Below are 23,941 nucleotides of genomic sequence, written 5' to 3'. Positions count from 1 at the left end.
CGACCGCGCGCCGCATTGGCTGGCGGCCCATTGCGCTGTTCTTAGGGTGCCGATTCTAATTTTTCTCCCTACTTTGTATTCAGCCCTCAACTCCTGTGGGCAGTTCCTCCACCCTTTTATGCGTGAGGTGCACCATGGCCAAAGTTATTTTGAAGAAAAAAATCGACACCCAAATCAGCGCCCTGAGCGACGTTAAAACCTATGCTCGCAAGATCTGGTTGGCGGGTTTGGGGGCTTATGCGAAGGTCGGCAGCGAAGGCAGCGAGTACTTCAAGGAACTCGTCAAGACTGGTCAACATGTTGAAAGTAAAGGTAAAAAAGTTGTGAATGAACAACTTGATGCCGCCAACAGTCAGATTGATTACGTTAAGAGCAATGTCTCCAGCGTCAAAGGTCGCGTCGAAGTGCAACTGGATAAAGTCGAGAAGGCTTTTGATGCGCGTGTTGCAAGTGCCTTGAATCGAATCGGCATTGCGTCTAAACATGACGTGGAGACACTCTCTGCTAAGCTCGATGAGCTAACGGCATTGCTCGAACGTGTCGCGCGTAAACACTAAGGAGACATCGGATGGCTGTTAAAAAGACTACTCAGAAAGAAGGCAGCTCTTGGGTCGGGAAAGTTGAAGAATATTCCCGCAAGATCTGGCTGGCTGGTTTAGGCGTGTACTCGAAGATCGACAGTGACGGTAGCAAACTCTTCGAGACTTTGGTTAAAGACGGCGAGAAGGCCGAGAAGTTGACCAAGAGCACAGTCGGTAAACAAGTTACTGCGGCCAAGGCAACTGCCGGTTCGCGCATCAGTGATGCGAAGAAACAGGTGTTGGGAACTTGGGGTGAGCTTGAAGGCGCACTCGACAAGCGCCTCAACAATGCCATTTCGCGATTGGGCGTGCCTAGCCGTACTGAAGTGAAGGCGCTGCACAGCAAGGTCGATACCCTGACCAAGCAAATCGAAAAACTCACCGGCGCTAAAGTTGCCCCAGTGAAAGCAGCTGCAAAACCGGCTGCCAAGCCGGCGGCGAAGACGGCTGCGGCCAAACCTGCGGCAAAAACCGTGGCCAAGCCTCTGGTCAAGGCCGCTGCCAAATCTGCAGCTAAACCTGCGGCCAAGGCAGTTGCCAAGCCTGCGGCGAAAACCGCAGCAGCCAAACCAGCAGCCAAGAAGCCTGTAGCGGCCAAGCCGGCAGCGAAACCGGCCGCCAAGCCAGCGGCCAAACCGGCTGCCGCCAAACCGGCTGCCAAGCCAGTTGCAGCCAAGCCAGCAGCCAAACCTGCGGCTGCCAAGCCGGCTGCAAAGCCAGCGGCGAAGAAGCCCGCCGTAGCCAAGAAGCCAGCAGCGCCAAAACCAGCGGTAGCGGCCAAGCCTGCAACCCCGGCCCCCGCGACCAACTCGGCCACCGCGCCAACACCCGCCGCCGCAACCCCGACTGTAACGCCGGCAACCCCGACGCCATCCAGTCAGTCCTGATTCACGGGACGTATAAAAACGCCCGGCCTGCAAAGGTCGGGCGTTTTACTGGGTGCTTGCAACAACACATTCCTAATGTGTGTGGGCTTGTGTGGGAGCGGGCTTGCCCGCGATAGCGGTGTATCAGTGCCAGATTTGTTGGCTGACCCACCGCAATCGCTCCCACATTTCTAGTCCGTGTCGTCCAGGTAGCGCAGAGCAAAACGCTCGGTAGCCAACCGTGCCGGCATCAACAGGTGCGGCGCCACCAGCATCATCACTTGATACACCGCCACCCGCACCTCGGCCTCGCGATCGAGGATCCGCTGGTAATCCAGGGAAAACAGCAGGGTCATGGTGATCTGCTCCACCAGTTGCCCCAGGGCCTGGGTATCGCTGACCAGCTGCCCCTCGGTCTTGAGCCGGGCCAGCAGCGAAGCCAGGGTGCGCTTGAGTGCGGTCAGCAGGTTGCGAATGCCCTTGGCCAGCTTCGGCAAGCGCCCGGCCAGGTTCGACAGGTCCTGGAACAGGAACCGATAGTGCGCCATGCGCTCGACGATCAGGTGCAGGAACAGCCAGTAATCCTCCGGCGCCAACTGCACATCCGCCGGCGGGTCGAGCAGTGGCGCCAGCTCCCCCTGGAAGCGCTCGAACAACCCCAGCACCAGGGGCTCCTTGCCATGGAAGTGGTAGTAGAGGTTGCCGGGGCTGATCCCCATTTCATTGGCCACCTCCATGGTTGAAACATTCGGCTCGCCCTTGCGGTTGAACAACTGCAGGGCGCATTCCAGGATACGGTCGCGGGTTTTCATCCAGTCTTCTTAATCTGATCGTTGAGCTCAGCGCACTCGCACATAGGTGCCCGGCGCTGCTTCCATCGGTGGGTAGTTCTGGTTGCCCAGGGCTGTCAGGGTCTCGCGCTGCACCCCGGAACGTTGCTGGATCCACTCAAGCCACTGCGGCCACCAACTGCCCTCGACGTGGCTGGCGTCGTAGTACCAGGCGCGCGGGTCGCTGCTCAGCTTGAGGTTTTCGACGAAGTTGGCCTTGGGGTTGCCCGGTGGGTTGAGGATGCTCTGGATATGCCCGCTGTTGGAGAGCACAAAGCGTTTGTCGCCGCCCAGCAGCAAGGTCGAGCGGTAGACCGCGTCCCATGGCGTGATGTGATCGTTGATGCCGGCCACGCTGAAGCTGTCGACGGTGACTTTATGCAAGTCGATGGGCGTGCCGCAGACTTCCAGGCCGCCAGGGTGGCTCAACGGGTTGTGCTTGAAGAAATCCAGCAGATCGCCGTGCAAGGCCGCCGGCAAGCGGGTGTTGTCGTTGTTCCAGTACAGGATGTCGAACGCGGGCGGTTCCTTGCCCAGCAAGTAGTTGTTGATCCAGTAGTTCCAGATCAGGTCGTTGGGGCGCATCCAGGCGAAGACCTTGGCCATGTCCCGGCCATCGAGCACCCCTTCCTGGTAGGAGCGACGCTTGGCCGCTTCCAGGGTCTGTTCGTCGGCAAACAGCGTGGCGGGGCTGTCGAGCTGGCTGTCCAGCAGGCTCACCAGGTACGTGGCGCTGGCGACCCGCCGTTGTTGGCGCTTGGCTTGCAGGTGGCCTTGCAGGGCGGCGATGGTCAGGCCACCGGCGCAGGCGCCCATCAGGTTCACTTCGCGGGCGCCGCTGATTGCCCGGCAGATATTCAGCGCTTCCTCCAGCGCTGCCACATAGGTCGACAGGCCCCACTCGCGATGGCGCACATCCGGGTTGCGCCAACTGACCATAAACACCTGCAGGCCGTTTTTCAGGGCGTACTGCACGAAACTGTTGGCCGGGCTCAAATCGAAAATGTAGTACTTGTTGATCTGCGGCGGCACCACCAGCAGTGGCCTGGCGTACTGTTTTTCGCTCATGGGCTTGTACTGGATCAGCTCCAGCAGTTCATTGCGAAACACCACCGAGCCGGGCGTGGTGGCTACCGTCTTGCCGACCTCGAAGGCCTGCTTGGTGACCTGGCGCGGCAGGCCGTTGTTGTGCAGCAGGTCATCGAACAGGTTGCCCATGCCACGCACCACGCTGTTGCCGCCGGAGTTGAGCAACTCCTTGATCGCCAGCGGGTTGAGCAGGGTGTTGGACGGCGACAGGGCATCGTTGAGCAACGAGAAGGCAAAGTGCGCCCGTGCGCGGTCGTCGTCGCTCAGGTGGCTGTCGTCAATCCAGTGCCGGGTTTGTTTCTGCCAGCTCAAATACGCCTGCAGGCTGCGCCGGTACAGGGGGTTGAGGGTCCAGGTGGGGTCGGCGAAACGGCGGTCGTGGGGGTTGGGTTCGTGCACGGTTTCACCCAGTAACACCCGGCCCAATTGCCCACCCAACGCCAACGCATGCCGGGCGCTGTGCAGCGGGTTGCGCAACCCATGGGCGGCGACGCTGCGCAGGGTCGACAGCAGGTCCCGGCCACGCAGGCCGGTGATTGCACTTTGTGCATTGATGAACGCGGCGGGTGTGGGCGCCGGGGTCTTCAGGGGTCTGTCACGCATGAGTCAACACTCCTTCGTCAATTCATCAACAAGCACGCCAATGCAGAACCATAGTCGGTTCTGGCCAAGTTGCGCATAAGGATCATCCTGATCCGATATCGCTCAGGTGCTGCTATAGGGGGGCCGGTTGCGGGTGGATTACCGCGCGCAAGCGTTCCTCCTGGAGAAATTTCATGATGATCGGTGCCACCGCTTCGGCCCGGGTGATCAGGAACAGGTGGCCATCGTCGATGATGTGCAACTGCGCATTGGGAATGCGCCAGGCCAGCATGCGCATGTTGACCAGCGGGATCAGCGGGTCATCGTCGCCGGCCAGCACCAGGGTGGGTTGCTTGATCTTGTGCAGCCAGTGAATGCTGGTCCAGCCAAACCCTGCGAACAGTTGCCAGTAGTAGCCCAGCTTGCCGGCCGAGCGCACTTTGCTCGCGTGTTCGGCGGCCAGCTTTGAGTCCCGGCGAAACGAGCCGCCATAGATCATCGGTGCGATACGCACCACGTGGGACGGTTGGATGTAGCGCCGCGGGCTGGCCATCAGCCACAGCACCTTCGGCTTGCCGGGCACCATAAAGGCGCCGGCGGCGGTGGCGGCGAGGATCAGCTTTTTGCAGCGCTCCGGGTAGTCGTAGGCAAACTGCTGCGCCAGGGCACCGCCCCAGGACACCCCGACGGCATTGACCTGGCCATAGTCCAGGTAATCGAGCATACGTGCGGTGAGTTTGGCCAGGCCGGGAAAGCGATAGGGCCGGCTGGGTGTCGACGAGCCGCCCACCCCGGGTACGTCGAAGGCAATCACTTCCAGGTCCGGGTCCAGGGCCTGGACGAACGGAAACACCAGCTCAAGGTTGGCGCCGATGCCGTTGAAAATCAGCAGCGGCGTCAAGTGAGACTTGCCCGGTCGTACCGCCGTGCGGATGGTCTGGCCATCCAGGTCGATGGTACGGAAGATGAACGGTTGCGGCATGCTCAAGCCCTGTGAAGTGTTACTGCTGGAATGGGGCCAATGTGTGTGGTTTGTGTGGGAGCGGGCTTGCCCGCGATGGCATCCACTCGGTTTGACAGAGACACCGTGTTGCCTGCATCGCGAGCAAGCCCGCTCCCACCTTGACCGAGTTCCCACATTTGATCCCATTTCAATTACGCAAAGGTGTCTGCCTTACCGCTCGTGCACGTATGTCCCGGGTGCAGCTTCCGCCGCTGCGTAGGCCTTGTTACCCAAAATCGTAGGTGACTTCTTCAACTTGCCCGAACGCTCCCCCAGCCAGCCCTGCCAGTGCAGCCACCACGAGTCGGTGTGCTTGGTGGCGTTTTCCTGCCAGTCCAGGGCCTTCTCGCCCATGCTCTCGCTGGTCTGGTAACGCGCCTTGGGGTTGCCGGGGGGGTTGAGGATGCTCTGGATATGCCCACTGCTGGACAGCACGAACTCGACCTTGCCGCCAAACAACTGCGCCGACTTGTAGCAGGACTGCCACGGTGTGATGTGGTCGTTGGTGCCCGCCAGCGAGTAGATATCGGCCGTCACCTGCTTGAGGTCGATCGGGGTGCCGCACACTTCCAGGGCATTGGCCCGCACCAGCGGGTTGTTCTTGAACAGTTCGATCAGGTCGCCGTGGAAGGCCGCCGGCAAGCGTGTGGTGTCGTTGTTCCAGAACAGGATGTCAAACACCGGCGGTTCATTGCCCAGCAGGTAGTTGTTGACCCAATAGTTCCAGATCAGGTCATTGGGGCGCATCCAGGCAAACACCTTGGCCATGTCCCGGCCTTCCAGCACGCCGGCCTGGTAGGAATGGCGCTTGGCCGCTTCCAGGGTCTGCTCGTCGACGAACAGGGCCACCTGGGTGTCGAGGGTGGTGTCCAGCACGCTCACCAGCAAGGTCAGGGCGTTGACCTTCTTCTCGCCCAGCGCCGCATAGTGGCCCAGTAGCGCGGTGCAGGTGATACCGCCCGAGCAGGCGCCGAGCATGTTGACGTCCTTGCTGCCGGTAATCGCCGTGACCACATCCACCGCCTCTTTCAGCGCCTCGATATAGGTCGACAGGCCCCATTCGCGCTGGGCCTTGGTGGGGTTGCGCCAACTGACGATAAAGGTTTGCTGGTTATTGCGCAGGCAGAAACGCGCCAGGCTCTTGTCCGGGCTCAGGTCGAACACATAAAACTTGTTGATCTGCGGCGGCACCACCAGCAGCGGGCGCTCGTACACCTGTTCGGTGATCGGCTTGTACTGGATCAGCTCCAGCACGTCATTGCGAAACACCACCGCGCCTTCGCTGGTACCCAGGCTCTTGCCCACTTCAAAGGCGCCCATGTTCACCTGGCTCGGCATGCCGCCGTTGTGCACCAGGTCCTTGGCCAGGTGCGAGAGGCCGTCCAGCAGGCTCTTGCCACCGGTTTCAAAGAAGCGCTTGACGGCGGCCGGGTTGGCGGCGCTGTTGGTGGGGGCCATGGCCTCGGTCATCAGGTTGATGACAAAGTGCCCGCGGCTGATGTCCTGTTCCGACAGGTTGCTGTCACCGATCCAGTCGTGCAGCTCCTTGCGCCATGCCAGGTAGGTTTGCAGGTAGCGTTTATAGAGGGGGTTCTGGCTCCAGGCCGGGTCGTTGAAGCGACGGTCATCGCTTTCAGGGGCAAGCTCGGATTTGCCGAATACGACGTTCTTCAACTCGACGCCAAAGTGGGCGACGTGCTTGACGCTGTGCAACGGTTGCTTGATGGCCTGGGTCAGCACCATCCGCGCCGAAGCCAGTAAATCCTTTTTGCGCAACGCGATGATCGGGTTCAGCCCCAGGGTGTTTTCCGAGGCCTGGCGTTTCAAGTCATCGTTATTCTTGTTACTCATCCACGACGCTCCATTGTCCGAAAGACGAGTACCGGGTACCGCTGTGCAGCCAACTATCGATGCACAACACAAGCCTGGTACTGCTGCTCGGGTGACCGTAAATACTGCATCGTCAAATGCAGGGAACTTGCCAGATCCATTGGTTACCCGAGTTTAATTTTTTTCGCAAGCGGACCAATCTTTGATCACACCACAGGGCATTCAAGCAGATGAAATTAGAAAATGCCCACTAATGAGCAACAGGCTTGAGCTAGAGCATCAGCTTGATGACGGACTGGCTCGGGTCGCGGGTTTTTCCGGCGGCCTTGAGCTCGGCAAGATAGTCGGCCCACAACGCGTCCTGACGTACGGCGAGTTGGTAGAGATAGTCCCAGGTGAACAGTCCGCTGTCATGACCGTCGTCGAAGGTCAATTTCAGTGCGTACTGCCCGGCAGGTTCGATCTTGGTCAGGCCGACATTCAGCTTGCCAAATTGCAGGATCGGCTTGCCGTGGCCCTGGACCTCGGCGGAGGGAGAGTGCACCCGTAGCAGTTCGGCGCTCAGGTGATAGACCTCGTCGGGGCCGTAGGTCAGCGAGAGGGTCTTGGAGGCTTTGTGCAGGTTGATGGCGGTGGGCAGTTTGGTCATTTGGGGAACCGCTCAGAGATGATCCTGAAGGAACCGGCTTTAAAATGTGGGAGCGGGCTTGTGTAGGAGCTGGCTTGCCTGCGATGGCATCACTGCGGTGTTTCTGACACCACGCGGCGATCCCATCGCGGGCAAGCCCGGCTCCCACACAAGCCCGCTCCCACATTAAAGCAGAGCGGTTCCTGTGTGAGGCTTACAGGATATAACGAGACAGGTCTTCGTTCTGCGCCAATTCGCCCAGGTGGTTGTTGACGTAGTCGGCGTCGATCCTGATCGCCACGCCATTCTGCGCGCCCGCCATGTCGCCGGCGCTGAAGGACACTTCCTCCAGCAGGCGCTCAAGCAAGGTGTGCAGGCGACGGGCGCCGATGTTCTCGGTCTTCTCGTTGACCTGCCAGGCAATTTCCGCCAGGCGCTTGATACCGTCGGGCAGGAACTCGATCCCCAGGCCTTCGGTTTTCAGCAACTCGCGGTATTGCTCGGTCAGCGAAGCATGCGGTTCGCTGAGGATGCGCTCGAAGTCGCCCGGGGTCAGGGCCTTGAGTTCCACGCGAATCGGCAGGCGGCCTTGCAGCTCCGGCACCAGGTCGCTGGGCTTGCTCAGGTGGAACGCGCCGGAAGCGATAAACAGGATATGGTCGGTCTTGACCATGCCCAGCTTGGTATTCACCGTGCAGCCTTCGATCAGCGGCAGCAGGTCGCGCTGCACGCCTTCGCGGGATACATCGACGCCGCCGGAGTTACCGCGCTTGGCCACCTTGTCGATCTCGTCGATAAACACGATGCCGTGCTGCTCGACCGCTTCCAGGGCCTTGGCCTTGAGCTCTTCCTCATTGACCAGGCGCCCGGCTTCTTCGTCACGCACCAGCTTGAGTGCGTCCTTGACCTTGAGCTTGCGGCTTTTCTTCTTGCCCTTGCCCATGTTGGCGAACAGGTTCTGCAACTGGCTGGTCATTTCTTCCATGCCAGGCGGTGCGGAGATATCGACGCCGGCGCTTTCGGCGACTTCGATCTCGATTTCCTTGTCGTCCAGCTGGCCTTCACGCAGGCGCTTGCGGAACAGCTGGCGCGTATTGGAATCCGAAGCGGGTGCGGCGTCTTCATTGAAACCGGCCCGCGCCGGCGGCAGCAGGGCATCGAGGATGCGCTCTTCGGCGGCGTCTTCGGCGCGATGGCTGACCTTGGTCATTTCCTGTTCGCGCAGCAGTTTCAGGGCGGCGTCGGCCAGATCACGGATGATCGACTCGACGTCGCGGCCCACATAGCCGACTTCGGTGAACTTGGTCGCTTCGACCTTGATGAACGGTGCATTGGCCAGCTTGGCCAGGCGCCGGGCGATCTCGGTCTTGCCGACACCGGTCGGGCCGATCATCAGGATGTTCTTGGGGGTTACTTCAACACGCAATTCTTCGGGCAGTTGCATCCGGCGCCAGCGGTTACGCAGGGCGATGGCAACGGCGCGCTTGGCATCGTCCTGGCCGATGATATGGCGATTGAGTTCATGGACGATTTCGCGGGGAGTCATGGACATAGTGGTGTGTGGTCCTCAAGCAGGAAAAAGCCGACGGCTTATTCCGCGAGGTCCTGCTCCTCAATGGTCAGGTTGTGGTTGGTAAACACGCAGATATCGCCAGCGATACCGAGGGCGGTCTCGACGATTTCCCGGGCAGACAGGTCGGTTTTCTTCAGCAAGGCACTGGCGGCGGCCTGGGCATAGCCACCGCCGGAACCCATGGCGATCAGGCCGTTCTCGGGCTCCACCACGTCACCGTTGCCGGTGATGATCAGGGATGCGTCTTTGTTGGCGACGGCAAGCATGGCTTCGAGGCGGCTGAGGGAGCGGTCGGTGCGCCACTCCTTGGCCAGTTCGACAGCGGCGCGCACCAGATGGCCCTGGTGTTTTTCCAGCTGGCCTTCAAAGCGTTCAAACAGGGTAAAGGCGTCAGCGGTGGCCCCTGCAAAACCGGCGAGGACCTGGCCGTGGTACAGGCGGCGCACTTTTTTGGCGTTGCCTTTCATCACGGTATTGCCAAGGGAAACCTGGCCGTCGCCGCCCATGACGACTTTGCCGTGGCGACGAACTGAAACGATGGTGGTCAAGGGGAGAGTCTCCACGCTGCGGGGCGAAAATGCCCTGATGGAACTCATATGGGGGTGGTGGGGGAGATTTCAACCGTAGGGCGGGTGTGCGGACGAGTGGTGTCTAGCGGGCCGGCACAAGCTCAAGAGCACTATAAAACCAATGTGGGAGCTGGCTTGCCTGCGATAGCGGTGCACCCGTCACTGAAAATATTGACTGATACACCGTCATCGCAGGCAAGCCAGCTCCCACATCTGATCCATGTTACCTGTGGCTCAACGGCTCTGGCGTTGTTGTAACAACAGGTTGCTAAAGCCCGCGCCTGCCAGTTGTTTCTGCGCCACGGTCAGTTGTTCGCGGTTGCTGAACGGCCCCACCAGCACGCGATACCAGGTCGCTTCCTTTACGGTCCCGGACTCCACCGTCACCGTCTGCCCCAGCAGGATAATCTGCGCGCGCACTCGATCCGCATCCGCCTGCTTGGGGAACGAGCCCGCCTGCAGGAAGAACTTGGTCACCGGTGCCGCCTTGGTCGTGGCGACCGGTGGTGCCGGCGGCGGGGTAATCCCGGCCAGCGCCGCCTGGGCCCGCGCGGTGTCGATCTTCGCTGCCTCCGCCGGGGTCACCGGGGTGGTCGGTATTTGTGGCGTTGGCAGGGTTTTCTCCGGCACGGCGTCTTGCGGCACGATCACTTCCGATTCCGGCAGCAGCGTGTAGAAGTCGTACTTCGGCTTCACCGGTGCGGTCGGGCTTGGAGGTGTCTTGTTCGCCTCGGCGATCTTGCTAGCCTTCTGCTGCTCCTGCTTGACCCGCTTGACGTCTTCGCCCTGGCCTGGCTCCAGCTTCATCAGGAACACGATAAACGCTCCGACCGACAGGCCGATGGCCAGCCACATCCAGCCCGGGATCGGTTGTTTTGCCGGTGCCTGGTAGCGGCTGGCGCCGCGCTTGGGTGCAGGTTTTTTCTTGGCTGCCAACTTACATACGCTCCAGAGTTTCCAGGCCCAACAGTTCCAGGCCTTGCTTGAGGGTCCGTCCAGCCAGTGCGGCGAGGCGCAGGCGGCTTTGCTTCTGCGTTTGGTCGTCGGCGTTCAGGATCGGGCAGTTCTCGTAGAAACTGGAGAACAACCCGGCGACTTCATACAGGTAGGTGCACAGAATGTGCGGCGTGCCTTTCTCGCCGACGCTGTTGAGCACTTCGCCGAACTGCGCGAGCTTGGCCGCCAGTTCCTGCTCGTGGGGCGCGTCCAGCACGATCTGCCCTTCGACTTCGCTGAAGTCCTTGCCCAGCTTGCGGAACACGCCCGCCACACGGGTGTAGGCATACAGCAGGTACGGCGCGGTGTTGCCTTCAAAGTTGAGCATCAACTCGAAGTTGAAGCTGTAGTCGCTGGTGCGGTGCTTGGACAGGTCGGCGTATTTCACCGCGCCAATGCCCACCACCTTGGCGATGTTGCGCAGGTCGGCTTCGGCCAGCTCCGGGTTCTTTTCCTTCACCAGGTTGTAGGCACGCTCCTGGGCTTCGTTGAGCAGGTCGATCAGCTTCACGGTGCCGCCGTCGCGGGTCTTGAACGGGCGGCCATCGGCGCCGTTCATGGTGCCGAAGCCCATGTGCTCCATGTGCATCGGGTGGGTGACGAAACCGGCGCGGCGCGCCACTTCAAACACTTGCTGGAAGTGCAGGGCCTGGCGCTGGTCGACGAAGTACAAGGCGCGATCGGCCTTGAGCACGCCGCTGCGGTAGCGCACGGCCGCCAGGTCGGTGGTGGCGTACAGATAGCCACCGTCGGCCTTGACGATGATCACCGGCAGCGGCTCGCCGTCGGCGGTCTTGAATTCGTCGAGGAACACGCACTGGGCGCCGTTGCTCTCAACCAGCAGGCCCTTGGCCTTGAGGTCGTTGACCACGTTGATCAGGTCGTCGTTGTAGGCACTTTCGCCCATGACGTCGGCCATGGTCAGCTTGACGTTCAGCAACTCGTAGATTTTCTGGCAGTGCGACAGCGAGATATCACGGAAACGTGCCCACAGCTCCAGGCATTCCGGGTCGCCGGCCTGCAACTTGACCACCAGGCCCCGGGCGCGGTTGGCGAACTCTTCGGATTCGTCGAAGCGTTTCTTGGCGGCGCGGTAGAAGTTTTCCAGGTCCGACAGCTCGTTGCTGGTGATCGGGTTTTCTTGCAGGTACGCCATCAGCATGCCGAACTGGGTGCCCCAGTCGCCCACGTGGTTCTGGCGGATCACGGTGTCGCCGAGAAACTCCAGGACCCGCGCCACGCCGTCGCCAATGATGGTCGAGCGCAGGTGGCCGACGTGCATTTCCTTGGCCAGGTTGGGGGCCGACAGGTCGATGGCCACACGCTGCACAGGGCCGGCCTTGCGCACGCCGATTTTGGCGTCGGCCAGGGCGGCGTCCAGGCGCGACGCCAGGGCCTGGGTGTTCTGGAAGATATTGATAAAGCCGGGGCCGGCGATTTCGGCCTTGCTGACCTGTGGATCAGCCGGCAGCGCGGCAATGATTTTTTCCGCAAGGTCACGCGGTTTCATGCCCGCAGGCTTGGCCAACATCATCGCGATATTGCTGGCGAAGTCGCCGTGGGTCTTGTCTCGAGAGTTTTCCACCTGGATCGCCGGCGTCAGCCCTTCAGGCAACACACCTTCGTTGACGAGTTGGGTGAGGGCTTGTTGGATCAACTGGCGAATTGTGTCTTTCATGGTGTTCTCTTTCGACCGCAAGCGGCGGCGCGCGATGCGCAGGTGGAAAAACTGGACATTATCCGGTGCCAGGGCGGGCTTGCCAACCTTCAAGGTCCGTTACTGGACCTGCGGGCCTCATCGCGGGCAAGCCCGCTCCCACATTTTGATGTGTGAATACCGTCAAATGTGGGAGCTGGCTTGCCTGCGATAGCAATTTACCTATCAGTACAAATCCACCGGATCGACATCCAACGACCATCGCACCTGTCGCCCGCTGGGCATTTGCTCCAGCGCAAGTAACCAGCTACTTAATAGCCGATGCAGCGGCGCGCGGGCGCTGGCTTGCAACAGGAGTTGTGCGCGATAACGTCCGGCGCGGCGCTCCATCGGTGCTGGCACTGGGCCCAGCAACTCGATGCCGCTCAGACCCAACTCGCCGAGCAAACGTTCAGCCGCGCTGCACGCTTCGTCCAGGAAACCTTCGGCCTGCCCCGGTTTATGGGCCTCGGCGCGCAACAGCGCGAGGTGCGCAAAGGGTGGCAGGCCGGCGGAGCGGCGCTCGCTCAAGGCCTGCTCGGCGAAGGCGAAATAGCCTTGTTCTGTCAGTTGAATCAACAGGGGGTGGTCGGCCAGGTGGGTCTGGATGATTACTTTGCCAGGCTCCTCGGCCCGCCCGGCGCGGCCTGCGACCTGCACGATCAGCTGCGCCATGCGTTCACTGGCGCGGAAGTCCCCGGAGAATAGCCCGCCATCGGCATCCAGGATCGAGACCAGGGTCACGCGCGGGAAGTGATGGCCTTTAGCAAGCATCTGCGTGCCGACCAGGATGCACGGCTGGCCTTTCTGGATGGTGGCGAACAACTGGTTCATCGCATCCTTGCGCGACGTACTGTCGCGGTCCACCCGCAGTACCGGGAAGTCGGGGAACAGAATCCCCAGGCGCTCCTCGGCGCGCTCGGTGCCTGCGCCCACGGGCCGCAGGTCGACTTTGCCGCATTGCGGGCAATGGCGCGGGACCCGTTCCACATGGCCGCAATGGTGGCAGCGCAATTCGCCCGAGCGCTGGTGCACGGTCATGCGCGCATCGCAGCGGTTGCACTCGGACATCCAGCCGCAGTCGTGGCATAGCAAAGTCGGCGCAAAGCCCCGGCGATTGAGGAACACCAGCACTTGCTGGCCGGCCGCCAGGGTCTGGCCGATGGCTTGTTGCATCGGCCCTGAAATTCCGCTGTCCAGTGGCCGGCTTTTCACGTCCAGGCGCAAGAAGCGCGGTTGCTTGGCGCCGCCCGCGCGCTCGTTGAGGCGCAGCAGGCCATAGCGCCCGGTGTAGGCGTTGTGCAGGCTTTCCAGGGAGGGGGTGGCCGAGCCCAGCACAATCGGGATGTTTTCCTGGCGTGCCCGTACCAGGGCCAGGTCGCGGGCGTGGTAGCGCAGGCCTTCCTGCTGTTTATAAGAACCGTCGTGTTCTTCGTCGATGATGATCAGGCCGGGGTTTTTCATCGGCGTGAACAGCGCCGAGCGGGTGCCGATAATAATGTCGGCCTCGCCGTCCCGGGCGGCGAGCCAGGATTCCAGGCGTTCGCGGTCGTTGACGGCCGAGTGCACCAGGGCGATCCGCGCATTGAAGCGTTGCTCGAAGCGCGCCAGGGTCTGCGGGCCGAGGTTGATCTCGGGGATCAGCACCAGTGCCTGTTTGCCGGCTTCCAGGGTTTCGCGGATCAGTTGCAAATAGACTTCGGTCTTGCCGCTGCCGGTAACGCCGGCCAGCAGGAAGGCGTGGAAGCTGTCGGCGCCGGCGCTGATGGCTTCAAAGGCGGCGCGCTGTTCCGGGTTCAGCGGCAGCTCCGGTTGGGCCAGCCAGTGTTCATGGCGCTCGCCGGGGGCATGGCGGCGGATTTCCACCTGCACCAGGTCCTTGGCCAGTAGCAGATCCAGGCTGTCTTTGCTCAGCATCAGCTTGCTCAGCAACTGATGAGCAACGCCGTGGGGGTGCTGCGCCAGGGTGGCCAGGGCCTCACGCTGGCGCGGGGCGCGGGCGATGCGCGGGTCGTCCAGGCGTGCGCCCGGGGCCATCGACCAGAAACGCTCCTGGCGGGCCTCGGCCAACTCGCCCTGGCGCAACAGCACCGGCAACGCCCAGCTCAAGGTATCGCCCAGGCTGTGCTGGTAATACTGGGAGGTCCACAGGCACAGCTTGAACAGCGACGCCGGCAGCGGTGGCGTGGCATCCAGGATGGCCAGGGCCGGCTTGAGCTTTTCTGCCGGCACTTCGCTGTGGTCCGCCACTTCGATCAGGATCCCGATCATCTCCCGCCGACCGAACGGCACGCGCACGCGCATCCCCGGCTGCAACTGCGACCGTACGACACCCGCAGGCGCCCGATAATCGAACAGACGGCGCAGGGGCGAGGGCAGGGCGAGGCGCAAAATGGCGTCGGGCACGCGGGCGATTCTCATATGGCAGGCGGTGAAGAAGGGCGCGAGCCTAGCAGACCCGCAGGGGAGTGTCCTGCCACAGTTTCTGATGAAAGGGGGCATGGCGGCGCTTGCGCGTTTAAAAAGCTCTGGTAGAATCCGCAGCCCAATTACGTGCGGTATTCGACAATAGTGTCGAGTGGCGGCACGCTAGCCCGAGGAAGACACCATGAAAGCCGATATCCATCCAGCGTACGAAACCATCCAAGTTACTTGCAGCTGCGGCAACAAGTTCGAAACTCGCTCGAACCTGTGCAAGCCACTGGGTACTGACGTATGCAACGAGTGCCACCCGTTCTACACCGGTAAGCAGAAGACTCTGGATACTGGCGGCCGTGTACAGCGCTTCGCTGACCGTTTCGGTGCTTTCGGCAAGAAAGCTCCAGCTGCTGCAGAGTAAGGTTAAAGAGCCTGATGGGCTTTTACTTGCTAATGAAAAAGGCGTCCCTTGCGGGCGCCTTTTTTGTGCCTGCGATTTGGCTGTCGGCCGCCCAGGCCGAGGTGTTTTGCCCCGCGCCCGCTGCGCTCAGCACCTTCGAGGTGCAGCGCGTGGTGGATGGCGACACCGTGCGCCTCAAGGACGGGCGCAGTGTGCGGATGATCGGCGTCAATGCACCGGAGACCGCTAAGAAAGGCCGCCCGGACGAGCCATTCGCCGTGGCTGCGCGCCAACGCCTGCAAGGGTTGGTGGAGGCCAGTGGGGGTCGGGTCGGCTTGGTGCCGGGGCGCGAGGCCAAGGACCGTTACGGGCGGACCCTGGCCCATCTTTATGGGGCCAACGGCGCGAATCTGGAGGCCCAACTGCTTGCCGAGGGGCTCGGGTTCCTGGTGGCGGTGGCACCCAATGTCGATCTGGTCGCCTGCCAGCAAGCGGCTGAGCGCAGTGCGCGGGTGGCAAGGCTGGGCCTGTGGCGCCAGTCGCCAGTGCAGAAAGCCGGGCACATACAGCAGTCGGGCTTCGCCGTGGTCAGCGGGCGCGTGAGCAAGGTCGAACGCAATCGCGGCGGGATCTGGATCGAATTGCAGGACTCCCTGGTATTACGGGTTGCACCCAATCTGGCCGGGCAATTTGATAACGCCCTGCTCAAGCGCCTGCCAGGCCAGGCTATCGAGGCCCGCGGCTGGGTGCTGGACCGCTCGCGGCGGGGCGGCCTGAAAAGTGGCCAGGCGCGCTGGCTGCTCCCCTTGACCGACCCCGGCATGCTGCAATTGGCACAATAAGAAAAAATTGTAGACATTTTTTCTATCGATTGTGAACAGTTGTAGGCCTTGTATCCCGTGGCTCTTGGCCGAAAGTCGTAGGGCAGGGCCCTTGACACCGGTGACTGCCCAGTCTTGTAGGGACTTTGCGAGGCGAGTATCCTCGGCGGTCCGTCGTCCAACAGTAAAAAGCGGAATGCCGATATGTCTGATTTGAAAACTGCCGCTCTCGAATATCATGCCCATCCTCGTCCAGGAAAGCTGAGTGTCGAGCTCACCAAAGCCACTGCTACCGCACGCGACCTGTCGCTGGCGTACAGCCCCGGTGTAGCCGAGCCCGTGCGTGAAATCGCCCGCGATCCTGAACTGGCCTACAAATACACCGGCAAGGGCAATCTGGTTGCAGTGATTTCTGATGGCACCGCGATTCTCGGCCTGGGTAACCTCGGCCCATTGGCCTCCAAGCCCGTGATGGAAGGCAAGGGCGTACTGTTCAAGCGCTTTGCCGGCATTGATGTATTCGACATCGAAGTCGACTCCGAAAGCCCGCAGGCCTTCATCGACACCGTCAAGCGCATCTCCATCACCTTCGGTGGCATCAACCTGGAAGACATCAAGGCACCTGAGTGCTTCGAGATCGAAAAGGCCCTGATCGAACAGTGCGACATCCCGGTATTCCACGATGACCAGCACGGCACCGCGATCGTTACCGCCGCCGGCATGATCAACGCCCTGGAAATCGCTGGCAAAACCCTGTCCGAGGCCAAGATCGTCTGCCTGGGCGCCGGTGCCGCGGCCATCTCGTGCATGAAGCTGATTGTGAGCATGGGCGCGCGCCTTGAAAACATCTCCATGGTCGACAGCAAGGGCGTGATCCAGTCCGAGCGGACCGACCTGAACCAGTACAAGGCGATGTTTGCCCACCCGTCCTCCAAGCGCACCCTGGACGACGCCTTGAACGGTGCTGACGTATTCGTCGGCCTGTCCGGCCCGAACCTGCTGAGCGCCGAAGGCCTGAAGCTGATGGCGGCCAACCCGATCGTGTTCGCTTGCTCCAACCCTGATCCAGAAATCGCCCCGGCCCTGGCACACGCCACCCGTGACGACGTGATCATGGCCACTGGTCGTTCGGACTTCCCGAACCAGGTCAACAACGTATTGGGCTTCCCGTTCATCTTCCGTGGCGCCCTGGACGTTCGCGCCAAGCGCATCAACGAAGAGATGAAAGTGGCTGCCGCCAACGCCCTGCGTGAACTGGCCAAGCTGCCGGTGCCTCAGGACGTGTGCGACGCCTACGGTGGCGCCAAGCTGGAATTCGGCCGTGAGTACATCATTCCCAAGCCAATGGATAAGCGCCTGATCACCGTGATCTCCGATGCCGTGGCCAAGGCCGCCATCGAGACAGGTGTGGCTACCCTGCCGTATCCGAAGAACTACCCGCTGCAAAGCGTGGATGATGTGTTCAACGGCTAAGCCGTTGTAGCGCCCCCACAAAAAAGCCCCGGCTCTTGCGAGTCGGGGCTTTTTTTGTGGGGGCAGAATGCAGGCTCAAATGTGGGAGCGGGCTTGCTCGCGATGGCGGTGTATCAGACACCTAATGTGTTGACTGGCCCACCGCCATCGCGAGCAAGCCCGCTCCCACACAAATCCGCTGCCACAATGGGACCTGTGTTTAGAACAAATCGATCGGCGCCGACTCATCCGCCGGCAACGGGCTGCCCGGTGCCACGCCATTGCCCAGTTCATTCATCGACGGCGGCGTATCTTCGCTCTTGAACAGTTCAAAGTACGCATTCGGCGTGCCTGGTACGGCGGCGCGGCCGCTGATCGGGTCGATGCGCAGGCTGAGGATGCCTTCCGGCTCGGCCTGGGTGTGGGCGGGCTTGTCCTTGAGGGCGGCGCCCATGTAGCTCATCCAGATCGGCAGCGCCACGGTGCCACCGTACTCGCGGCGGCCGAGGCTTTCCGGCTGGTCGTAGCCGGTCCAGACGGTGGTGATGTAGTCGGCGTTGTAGCCGGAGAACCACGCATCCTTGGATTCGTTGGTGGTACCGGTCTTGCCCGCCAGGTCCGTGCGGCCCAGGGCCAGGGCACGGCGGCCGGTGCCGCGCTTGATCACATCCTGCAGCATGCTGGTAAGAATGTAGGTGGTACGCCCGTCAACCACACGTTCGGCCACGGCCGGTGTGTGTGGGGCCGGTGCCGCCTCCGTGGGCACAGCGCCTGGCGCAGGCTCGATGGTGATGCCAGCGTTGGCCGGTGCCGCCAGGCCATCACTGGCGGCGACGCCGTTGGGTACGCTCGGCGGGTTGGCGACAAACAGCGTGTCGCCGTTGCGGCTTTCAATCTTATCGATCAGGTACGGCGTGACCTTGTAGCCGCCGTTGGCGAACACGCTCCAGCCGGTGGCGATCTCCATCGGCGTAAGGGTCGCGGTGCCGAGGGCCAGGGACAGGTTGGGTGGCAGGTCCTGCTTGTTGAAGCCGAAGCGGGTCATGTAGTCGATGGTCTTGCCCACGCCCATCGCTTGCAGCAGGCGGATCGATACCAGGTTGCGCGACTTGTACAGCGCCTCGCGTACGCGGATCGGGCCGAGGAAGGTGTTGGTGTCGTTCTTCGGGCGCCAGACCTTGTCCAGGTACTCGTCGACAAACACGATCGGCGCGTCGTTGACCAGGCTGGCGGCGGTGTAGCCGTTATCCAGCGCGGCACTGTAGACAAATGGCTTGAAGCTGGAGCCCGGCTGGCGCTTGGCCTGGGTGGCGCGGTTGTAGTTGCTCTGCTCGAAGGCGAAGCCACCGACCAGGGCGCGGATCGCGCCGTTCTGCGGGTCGAGGGAGACCAGGGCGCCCTGGGCGACCGGGACCTGGCTGAATTTCAGGCTATCGTCCTTCTGGCGCTGCACGCGGATCAGGTCGCCGACCTGGGCCACGTCCGACGGTTGCTTGGGCATCGGCCCCATGCTGTTGGTGTTCAGGAAGGGGCGGGCCCACTTCATGCTGTCCCACGCCACATGTTCTTCGCCGCTGCGGGTCAGGACCTGCACGCCATCTTTTTTCACCTGGGTGACGATGGCCGGATCCAGGCCGCTGATGGAGCGCTGCTTGCCCAGCTCGACGGTCCAGGCGCTCAGGGTCTTGCCCGGCAGGCGCGATTCCGGCCCACGGTAGCCATGGCGCTGGTCGTAGGTGATCAGGCCTTCGTGTACTGCGTGGTTGGCAATTTCCTGCAAGTTGCTCGGAATGGTCGTGGTAACGCGGAAACCTTCGGTGTAGGCGTCGCTGCCGTAGCGGCCGACCATTTCGGCACGGGCCATCTCGGCGATATAGGGGGCGCTGATTTCTGGCGTCGGCACGTGGTAGCTGGCGTTCAACGGCTCGGCCACCGCGCTTTCATAGGCGCTCTGGTCGATCTTGCCCAGCTTGTACATGCGCCCCAGGATCCAGTCGCGGCGTTCCTTGCTGCGGGCCGGGTTGGCCAGCGGGTTGAAGCGCGACGGGGCCTTGGGCAGGCCGGCAATCATTGCCATTTGTGCCAGGCTGGCATCGCGAATCGACTTGCCGTAGTACACCTGGGACGCGGCCTCGATCCCGTAGGCGCGGTTGCCCAGGTAGATCTTGTTGACGTACAGCTCAAGGATTTCATCCTTGGTCAGCTGGCGTTCGATCTGCAGCGCCAGGAGGATCTCGGTGGCCTTGCGCGAGAAGCTGCGCTCGCTGGTGAGGAAGAAGTTCTTCGCCACCTGCATGGTGATGGTGCTGCCGCCCGATTGAATGTGTCCGCTTTTTACCAATTGCGTGGCTGCGCGCACCAGGCTGCTGGGGTCCACGCCATAGTGGTTGGCAAAATTATCGTCTTCAGCCGACAACAGGGCATTGATGAAGTTGGGTGGAATGTCGGCGAAACGGATCGGGGTGCGGCGCATTTCGCCGAACTCCGCGATCAGTTTTTCATCGCTGCTGTAGACCCGCAAAGGAATCTGCAACTGGATACTTCTCAGGGCCTCTACCGAGGGCAATCCCGGGCTAAGGTAGAGATAGGCGCCGCTGAACACGAGCAGCAGCCCGCAAACGATAGCGACGAAGGAGTACCCGAAAAACTTCAGCAGACGAATCAAGGCTTTTGGATTTCCAGAGAAAAGAATGAGTTAGGTGTCGGGGGTAGGCATGCCGACCCGACCTGCAGATAAAAAGCGGGAAAAAACGCTGGGCATTAAAGCATTTTTCGCCTCGGGGCGTCATGGGCGCTGCGGGACCGAGCCGACCGAATGCATCAAACCCGAAATTGATCAGCCCTGAGACAGGCAAAGCTTTAGGGAGTTTTATGAAAAAGGGATTTTTCAGGCGAAAAGCCGATACCGTACTGGGCGTGGACATCCAGGATCACGGCGTGCAGGTGCTGGAGCTGGCCCGTGCCGGCGATGGCTATGCGGTGCGCACCTATGCAAGCCAGCCTTTACCGGGCCACGCGGTGCTCGACAGTAATATCGTTGATCTGGAGGTTGTCGCGCAGGCCCTTTCCAAGGCATTGTTCCGGGCGCAGACCCAGGTCAGGCAGGCGGCGGTTGCCGTGGCGGGGCCTTCGGTGATCAGCCGTATGGTTGCGCTGGAGGCCGGGCTTGAGGCCGGCGAGATGGAGCGGCGCCTGCACTGCGAAGCCGAGCAGTACATTCCTTATCCGCTGGATGAGGTGGCGATTGATTTTCAGGTCCAGGGCCCCTCGGGTCGTGAGCCCGGTTATGTTGATGTGCTGCTTGTGGCGTGCCTCAAGGAGCAGGTGGAAGCGCGCGAAGCGGTGCTGGCCCTGGCCGGCCTGGTTGCACGAGTCGTGGATGTAGAGGCATTTGCCTTGGCGCGGATGACCGATCAGGTGGTCGCCCGGATAGCGCCGGGGCGTGGGATCAATAGTGCACAATGGGCTGCCGATGCCCAGGGATTGCGGGTCGCCTGCGGTTTGGCCCTCAGGAGTTTCGATTGATGACAAGAATCAACCTATTGCCCTGGCGTGAAGAACGCGCCGAGCGCCGTCGCAGGTTTTTCCTGATTTTCCTGTTGGTGATCAGCCTTATTGCATTGGCCGCGGTATGGCTGGCCGACCGCGTCATCGACCGTGCGATTGATCGGCAAGTGGCCCGTAACAACCACTTGAGCAAGCAGGTCACGATATTGGACTCACGCATCAAGACCATCGACGAGCTGCGCGAACAGCGCCAGCAACTGATGGAACGGATGAAGGTGGTCGAAGACCTGCAGAGCCATCGTGCGTCCGGCCAGGCGTTGTTCGACCAACTGGCCCGTGCCGTGCCGGATGGGGTGCAACTGAGCCAGGTCAGCGTCAGCGGCACATCGGTGGAGGTCCTCGGCACGGCGGTGTCCAGTGATGATGTCGCCTGGCTGATGCGCAGCCTGGAAGCCTCCAGCGCCCTGCACGCGCCCAATCTGCGCCATGTGCGGGCCGAGGAGGGCGGTGCGGGCAGTGCCTTCCAGTTGATGGTGGACCATGGGGAGCCTCAGGAGACGGGGCGGTGAGCCTTGCGCCCAGCCTGCCAGGGCTGGCACTCCCGCGACTCTCCACGCTGTACCGCAACACCGCCCACTGGCCTTTGGCTGGCCGGCTCCTGGTGGGCGTCGTGCTCGCCTTGCTGGTACTGGTGGCGGGGGATGCTGTGTACCTGGGCAGCGCCCGTGAGGTCTTGCAGCGTCAGGAGGCGGGAGAAATAACGCTGCGCCAGCAGTTTGCTACCAAAGCCCGGCAAGCCGCCCAGCATGAAGGGGTGGTGCGCGAGCTTGAAACCCTGCGCACCGCCTTCACCGAACAGTTGCGCCAAATGCCGACGCTGACGCAAATGCCCGGCCTGCTGGAAGACTTCGCCCGGCTGGGGCAGGCCAGCGGCGTGCAGGTCGAGCAGCTCAGTGTGCTGGACGAGCAGGTGCAACCCGTGTTCGTCGAACGGCCGATGCAGCTCAAACTGCTCGGCACCTATCACGACCTCCTGGCCTTCGTCAGTGGCGTGGCCGGGTTGTCGCATCTCGTTACCCTGCATGACTTTGTGATTCGCCCTGCCAGCTCCCAGGGTGACGCCTTGCTGAGCCTGACGATGCTCGCCAAGACCTACAGGTACAGCGCCCAGGGAGCATTGCCATGAGCCGTCTCAAGGTTGTGGGCCTGAGCCTGGCATTGCTTGCGGGGTGCGACAGTGACCCGCAATTGCAGGCGCTGAATGACGAGTTGCAAGCGATCCGCCAGCAGGCGCTGCCGTTGGCCGACGACGTGCCGGCAGCGAGGCCCGGGCCACGGTTTGTCGCCAGCTCGCCACCCCTGCGTGATCCCTTCCAGCCACCGGACCAGCCCGCCAGTCGTCCCACCGGCAAGCCTGGACCCGCACCGGACCTCGACCGTCCCCGGCAGTTTCTCGAAGGGTTTGCCGTCGATCAGTTCCAGCTGGTCGGCACCCTGTCGCTGGGCGCGCAGACCTTTGCCCTGCTGCGCGGCGCGGCAGGTGTTCATCGCCTGGCGGTGGGGGATTACCTGGGGGCCGATCATGGGCGCGTCGTGGCGATCCATGAGGGGCAGTTGGAGCTGGTCGAACTTTTTCCCGATGGTCAGGGCGCCTGGCTTGAGCGCCCGCGCACCTTGGTATTGAACGTGAACTCATAACGGAAGCAAAAAATGAAAAGGATTATTTCGTCCTTCGGTGTGGCGCTATGGATAGCGTTCACGGCACCGATGACTGAGGCTGTGCCCAAGCGGATCGACCTGATTCACTTGCCACCACCGGGCGGCTCGCCCCTGAATGCTGCGCGTGGCCCGTTTACCGGTGACAAGCTGTCCCTCAACTTCCAGGACATCGAGGTGCGCGCCGTACTGCAGCAGATTGCCGACGTCGCCGGCCTCAACCTGGTGGCCGGCGACGATGTGCAGGGCTCGATTACCCTGCGTCTCAGGGATGTGCCGTGGGACCAGGCCCTGGACCTGGTGCTGCAAGCCAAGGGCCTCGACAAACGCGTGACGGCCAATGTGCTGCTGGTGGCGCCGGCCGAAGAGTTGGCCGCGCGCGAGCTGTTGGCCCTGGAGTCGCGCAAGTTGATGACCGAACTGGCGCCCCTGCGCCGGGAGCTGCTGCAGGTCAATTACGCCAAGGCGTCTGAGCTGGCCAAGTTGTTCCAGTCGGTGGCCGGGCTTGAAGGGGCGACCGATGAGCGCGGTTCGGTGACGGTAGATGACCGCACCAATAACATCATCGCCTACCAGACGGGGGAGCGCCTGGAGGAGCTGCGGCGTATCGTCGATCAGCTGGATGTTCCGGTGCGCCAGGTGATGATCGAGGCGCGGATAGTCGAGGCTAATGTCGACTATGACAAAAGCGTCGGTGTGCGCTGGGGTGGGTTGCTGCGCAATAAAGGCAATTGGAGTGGTGGTGGGGTCGATAAAAAACCGTCAGGTGAGGGCGAGTCGCCCGATAGCTCGCCGTTCGTTGACTTGGGCGTGGTTAACCCAGGTTCCGGCCTGGGCATCGCGTTTATCACCGATAATGTGCTGCTGGACTTGGAACTCACCGCCATGGAAAAAGGCGGTAATGGCGAGGTGATTTCCCAGCCCAAGGTGGTCACGTCCAACAAGGAAACTGCGCGGATTCTCAAGGGCACCGAGATCCCTTACCAGGAGTCGACGTCCGAGGGAGCAACCTCGGTTTCGTTCAAGGAAGCCTCGCTTTCTTTGGAGGTGACGCCGCAAATCACCCCGGATGACCAGGTGATCATGGAGGTCCGGGTGACCAAGGACGAGCCTGACTACTTGAACAAGCTCAACGATGTGCCGCCGATCAAGAAGAACGAGGTCAACGCCAAGGTGCTGGTCAAGGACGGCGAGACCATCGTCCTCGGTGGGGTTTTCTCGAAAAACCAAAGCAAGGTGGTAGATAAAGTGCCATTTTTGGGCGATGTGCCGTATCTTGGCCGCCTTTTCCGGCGTGATGTGGTCGCCCAAAGAAAATCCGAGCTGCTGGTATTCCTGACTCCGCGTATTATGAATAACCAGGCGATTGCTGTGAGTCGTTGAT

20 protein-coding genes and 1 pseudogene are annotated in these 23,941 nt (G+C 61.8%); 10 read left to right on the top strand and 11 right to left on the bottom strand.

Features of this window, described 5'->3' with window-relative positions; translation table 11 throughout:
• The first annotated feature begins 134 nt into the window (after positions 1-134).
• Complete coding sequence (locus AO268_RS15925) at positions 135-557, top strand: phasin family protein (protein WP_076961706.1); 423 nt, start codon at positions 135-137, stop codon at positions 555-557.
• A gap of 11 nt (positions 558-568) precedes the next feature.
• On the top strand, positions 569-1,468 hold the full coding sequence (locus tag AO268_RS15920; protein WP_099169222.1) for a phasin family protein: 900 nt from the start codon (positions 569-571) through the stop codon (positions 1,466-1,468).
• A gap of 170 nt (positions 1,469-1,638) precedes the next feature.
• On the opposite strand, the gene AO268_RS15915 is transcribed toward AO268_RS15920, so the two are convergent.
• From AO268_RS15915 to AO268_RS15870, 10 genes are all read right to left on the bottom strand, one after another.
• A complete protein-coding gene (locus tag AO268_RS15915; protein WP_099169221.1) occupies positions 1,639-2,259 on the bottom strand; it encodes a TetR/AcrR family transcriptional regulator in 621 nt (206 codons plus the stop codon).
• A gap of 27 nt (positions 2,260-2,286) precedes the next feature.
• Positions 2,287-3,969 carry a class II poly(R)-hydroxyalkanoic acid synthase gene (phaC, locus tag AO268_RS15910; protein ID WP_076961709.1) on the bottom strand — a complete coding sequence of 561 codons (1,683 nt, stop codon included), beginning with the start codon at positions 3,967-3,969 and terminating at the stop codon, positions 2,287-2,289.
• Positions 3,970-4,081: 112 nt separating this feature from the next.
• Positions 4,082-4,930, bottom strand: coding sequence for a poly(3-hydroxyalkanoate) depolymerase (gene phaZ, locus AO268_RS15905; protein ID WP_076961710.1), 849 nt, complete (start codon positions 4,928-4,930; stop codon positions 4,082-4,084).
• 192 nt (positions 4,931-5,122) lie between these two features.
• Positions 5,123-6,802: a class II poly(R)-hydroxyalkanoic acid synthase gene (gene phaC / locus AO268_RS15900; protein ID WP_076961711.1), complete on the bottom strand. Its 1,680-nt coding sequence runs from the start codon at positions 6,800-6,802 to the stop codon at positions 5,123-5,125.
• A 250-nt stretch (positions 6,803-7,052) separates the two neighbouring features.
• On the bottom strand, positions 7,053-7,430 hold the full coding sequence (locus AO268_RS15895) for a gamma-butyrobetaine hydroxylase-like domain-containing protein (RefSeq protein WP_076961712.1): 378 nt from the start codon (positions 7,428-7,430) through the stop codon (positions 7,053-7,055).
• Positions 7,431-7,623: 193 nt separating this feature from the next.
• On the bottom strand, positions 7,624-8,961 hold the full coding sequence (gene hslU / locus AO268_RS15890; RefSeq protein WP_076961713.1) for an ATP-dependent protease ATPase subunit HslU: 1,338 nt from the start codon (positions 8,959-8,961) through the stop codon (positions 7,624-7,626).
• A gap of 38 nt (positions 8,962-8,999) precedes the next feature.
• Positions 9,000-9,530: an ATP-dependent protease subunit HslV gene (gene hslV, locus AO268_RS15885; protein ID WP_017738857.1), complete on the bottom strand. Its 531-nt coding sequence runs from the start codon at positions 9,528-9,530 to the stop codon at positions 9,000-9,002.
• A gap of 255 nt (positions 9,531-9,785) precedes the next feature.
• Entirely contained in the window at positions 9,786-10,487 is a 702-nt protein-coding gene (locus AO268_RS15880; RefSeq protein ID WP_076961714.1) for an SPOR domain-containing protein, read from the bottom strand.
• A 1-nt stretch (position 10,488) separates the two neighbouring features.
• Positions 10,489-12,225, bottom strand: a complete 1,737-nt coding sequence (gene argS / locus AO268_RS15875; RefSeq protein ID WP_099169355.1) for an arginine--tRNA ligase — start codon at positions 12,223-12,225, stop codon at positions 10,489-10,491.
• Between the two features lie 204 nt (positions 12,226-12,429).
• Positions 12,430-14,649 carry a primosomal protein N' gene (locus AO268_RS15870; RefSeq protein WP_076961715.1) on the bottom strand — a complete coding sequence of 740 codons (2,220 nt, stop codon included), beginning with the start codon at positions 14,647-14,649 and terminating at the stop codon, positions 12,430-12,432.
• Between the two features lie 202 nt (positions 14,650-14,851).
• On the opposite strand from AO268_RS15870, the gene rpmE reads away from it, so the two are divergent.
• From rpmE to AO268_RS15855, 3 genes are all read left to right on the top strand, one after another.
• Entirely contained in the window at positions 14,852-15,082 is a 231-nt protein-coding gene (rpmE, locus tag AO268_RS15865) for a 50S ribosomal protein L31 (protein ID WP_029296053.1), read from the top strand.
• Positions 15,083-15,096: 14 nt separating this feature from the next.
• The gene (locus AO268_RS15860; protein WP_076961716.1) at positions 15,097-15,903 is read left to right on the top strand and encodes a thermonuclease family protein; all 807 of its coding nucleotides are present in this window, start codon (positions 15,097-15,099) and stop codon (positions 15,901-15,903) included.
• Positions 15,904-16,086: 183 nt separating this feature from the next.
• Complete coding sequence (locus AO268_RS15855; RefSeq protein ID WP_076961717.1) at positions 16,087-17,355, top strand: malic enzyme-like NAD(P)-binding protein; 1,269 nt, start codon at positions 16,087-16,089, stop codon at positions 17,353-17,355.
• 199 nt (positions 17,356-17,554) lie between these two features.
• Here AO268_RS15855 and AO268_RS15850 read toward each other — a convergent pair whose 3' ends face one another.
• Positions 17,555-19,996, bottom strand: coding sequence for a penicillin-binding protein 1A (locus AO268_RS15850; protein WP_373562140.1), 2,442 nt, complete (start codon positions 19,994-19,996; stop codon positions 17,555-17,557).
• 209 nt (positions 19,997-20,205) lie between these two features.
• On the opposite strand from AO268_RS15850, the gene pilM reads away from it, so the two are divergent.
• The 5 genes and pseudogenes from pilM (at position 20,206) to AO268_RS15825 (ending at position 23,940) form a co-directional block, all read left to right on the top strand.
• On the top strand, positions 20,206-20,859 hold the full coding sequence (pilM, locus tag AO268_RS15845) for a type IV pilus biogenesis protein PilM (RefSeq protein WP_076961719.1): 654 nt from the start codon (positions 20,206-20,208) through the stop codon (positions 20,857-20,859).
• Entirely contained in the window at positions 20,859-21,410 is a 552-nt protein-coding gene (locus AO268_RS15840) for a PilN domain-containing protein (protein ID WP_099169220.1), read from the top strand. The genes pilM and AO268_RS15840 overlap by 1 nt, the downstream gene beginning before the upstream one ends.
• Positions 21,407-22,027 carry a type 4a pilus biogenesis protein PilO gene (locus AO268_RS15835; RefSeq protein WP_099169219.1) on the top strand — a complete coding sequence of 207 codons (621 nt, stop codon included), beginning with the start codon at positions 21,407-21,409 and terminating at the stop codon, positions 22,025-22,027. Before AO268_RS15840 ends, AO268_RS15835 begins: the two co-directional genes overlap by 4 nt.
• A gap of 128 nt (positions 22,028-22,155) precedes the next feature.
• Positions 22,156-22,539: pseudogene (locus tag AO268_RS15830) on the top strand (pilus assembly protein PilP); the annotation flags it as partial.
• A 69-nt stretch (positions 22,540-22,608) separates the two neighbouring features.
• A complete protein-coding gene (locus tag AO268_RS15825; protein ID WP_076961722.1) occupies positions 22,609-23,940 on the top strand; it encodes a type IV pilus secretin PilQ in 1,332 nt (443 codons plus the stop codon).
• Position 23,941: the final 1 nt, after the last annotated feature.

This window comes from Pseudomonas sp. ICMP 8385, from assembly GCF_002699915.1.
In the GTDB taxonomy this organism is placed as follows: domain Bacteria; phylum Pseudomonadota; class Gammaproteobacteria; order Pseudomonadales; family Pseudomonadaceae; genus Aquipseudomonas; species Aquipseudomonas gessardii.
The sequence above is the reverse complement of the archived record's forward strand: the minus strand, read 5'-3'. Positions and strand labels throughout refer to the sequence as shown.

What these genes read in the sequence shown, in the direction of transcription:
- AO268_RS15915 (WP_099169221.1), bottom strand. Translation starts at nt 2,259, where the DNA reads ATGAAAACCCGCGACCGTATCCTGGAATGCGCCCTGCAGTTGTTCAAC.
- rpmE (WP_029296053.1), top strand. Translation starts at nt 14,852, where the DNA reads ATGAAAGCCGATATCCATCCAGCGTACGAAACCATCCAAGTTACTTGC.
- AO268_RS15840 (WP_099169220.1), top strand. Translation starts at nt 20,859, where the DNA reads ATGACAAGAATCAACCTATTGCCCTGGCGTGAAGAACGCGCCGAGCGC.
- pilM (WP_076961719.1), top strand. Translation starts at nt 20,206, where the DNA reads ATGAAAAAGGGATTTTTCAGGCGAAAAGCCGATACCGTACTGGGCGTG.
- AO268_RS15920 (WP_099169222.1), top strand. Translation starts at nt 569, where the DNA reads ATGGCTGTTAAAAAGACTACTCAGAAAGAAGGCAGCTCTTGGGTCGGG.
- phaZ (WP_076961710.1), bottom strand. Translation starts at nt 4,930, where the DNA reads ATGCCGCAACCGTTCATCTTCCGTACCATCGACCTGGATGGCCAGACC.
- AO268_RS15855 (WP_076961717.1), top strand. Translation starts at nt 16,087, where the DNA reads ATGTCTGATTTGAAAACTGCCGCTCTCGAATATCATGCCCATCCTCGT.
- AO268_RS15860 (WP_076961716.1), top strand. Translation starts at nt 15,097, where the DNA reads ATGGGCTTTTACTTGCTAATGAAAAAGGCGTCCCTTGCGGGCGCCTTT.
- phaC (WP_076961711.1), bottom strand. Translation starts at nt 6,802, where the DNA reads ATGAGTAACAAGAATAACGATGACTTGAAACGCCAGGCCTCGGAAAAC.
- AO268_RS15895 (WP_076961712.1), bottom strand. Translation starts at nt 7,430, where the DNA reads ATGACCAAACTGCCCACCGCCATCAACCTGCACAAAGCCTCCAAGACC.
- phaC (WP_076961709.1), bottom strand. Translation starts at nt 3,969, where the DNA reads ATGCGTGACAGACCCCTGAAGACCCCGGCGCCCACACCCGCCGCGTTC.
- argS (WP_099169355.1), bottom strand. Translation starts at nt 12,225, where the DNA reads ATGAAAGACACAATTCGCCAGTTGATCCAACAAGCCCTCACCCAACTC.
- AO268_RS15925 (WP_076961706.1), top strand. Translation starts at nt 135, where the DNA reads ATGGCCAAAGTTATTTTGAAGAAAAAAATCGACACCCAAATCAGCGCC.
- hslU (WP_076961713.1), bottom strand. Translation starts at nt 8,961, where the DNA reads ATGTCCATGACTCCCCGCGAAATCGTCCATGAACTCAATCGCCATATC.
- AO268_RS15825 (WP_076961722.1), top strand. Translation starts at nt 22,609, where the DNA reads ATGACTGAGGCTGTGCCCAAGCGGATCGACCTGATTCACTTGCCACCA.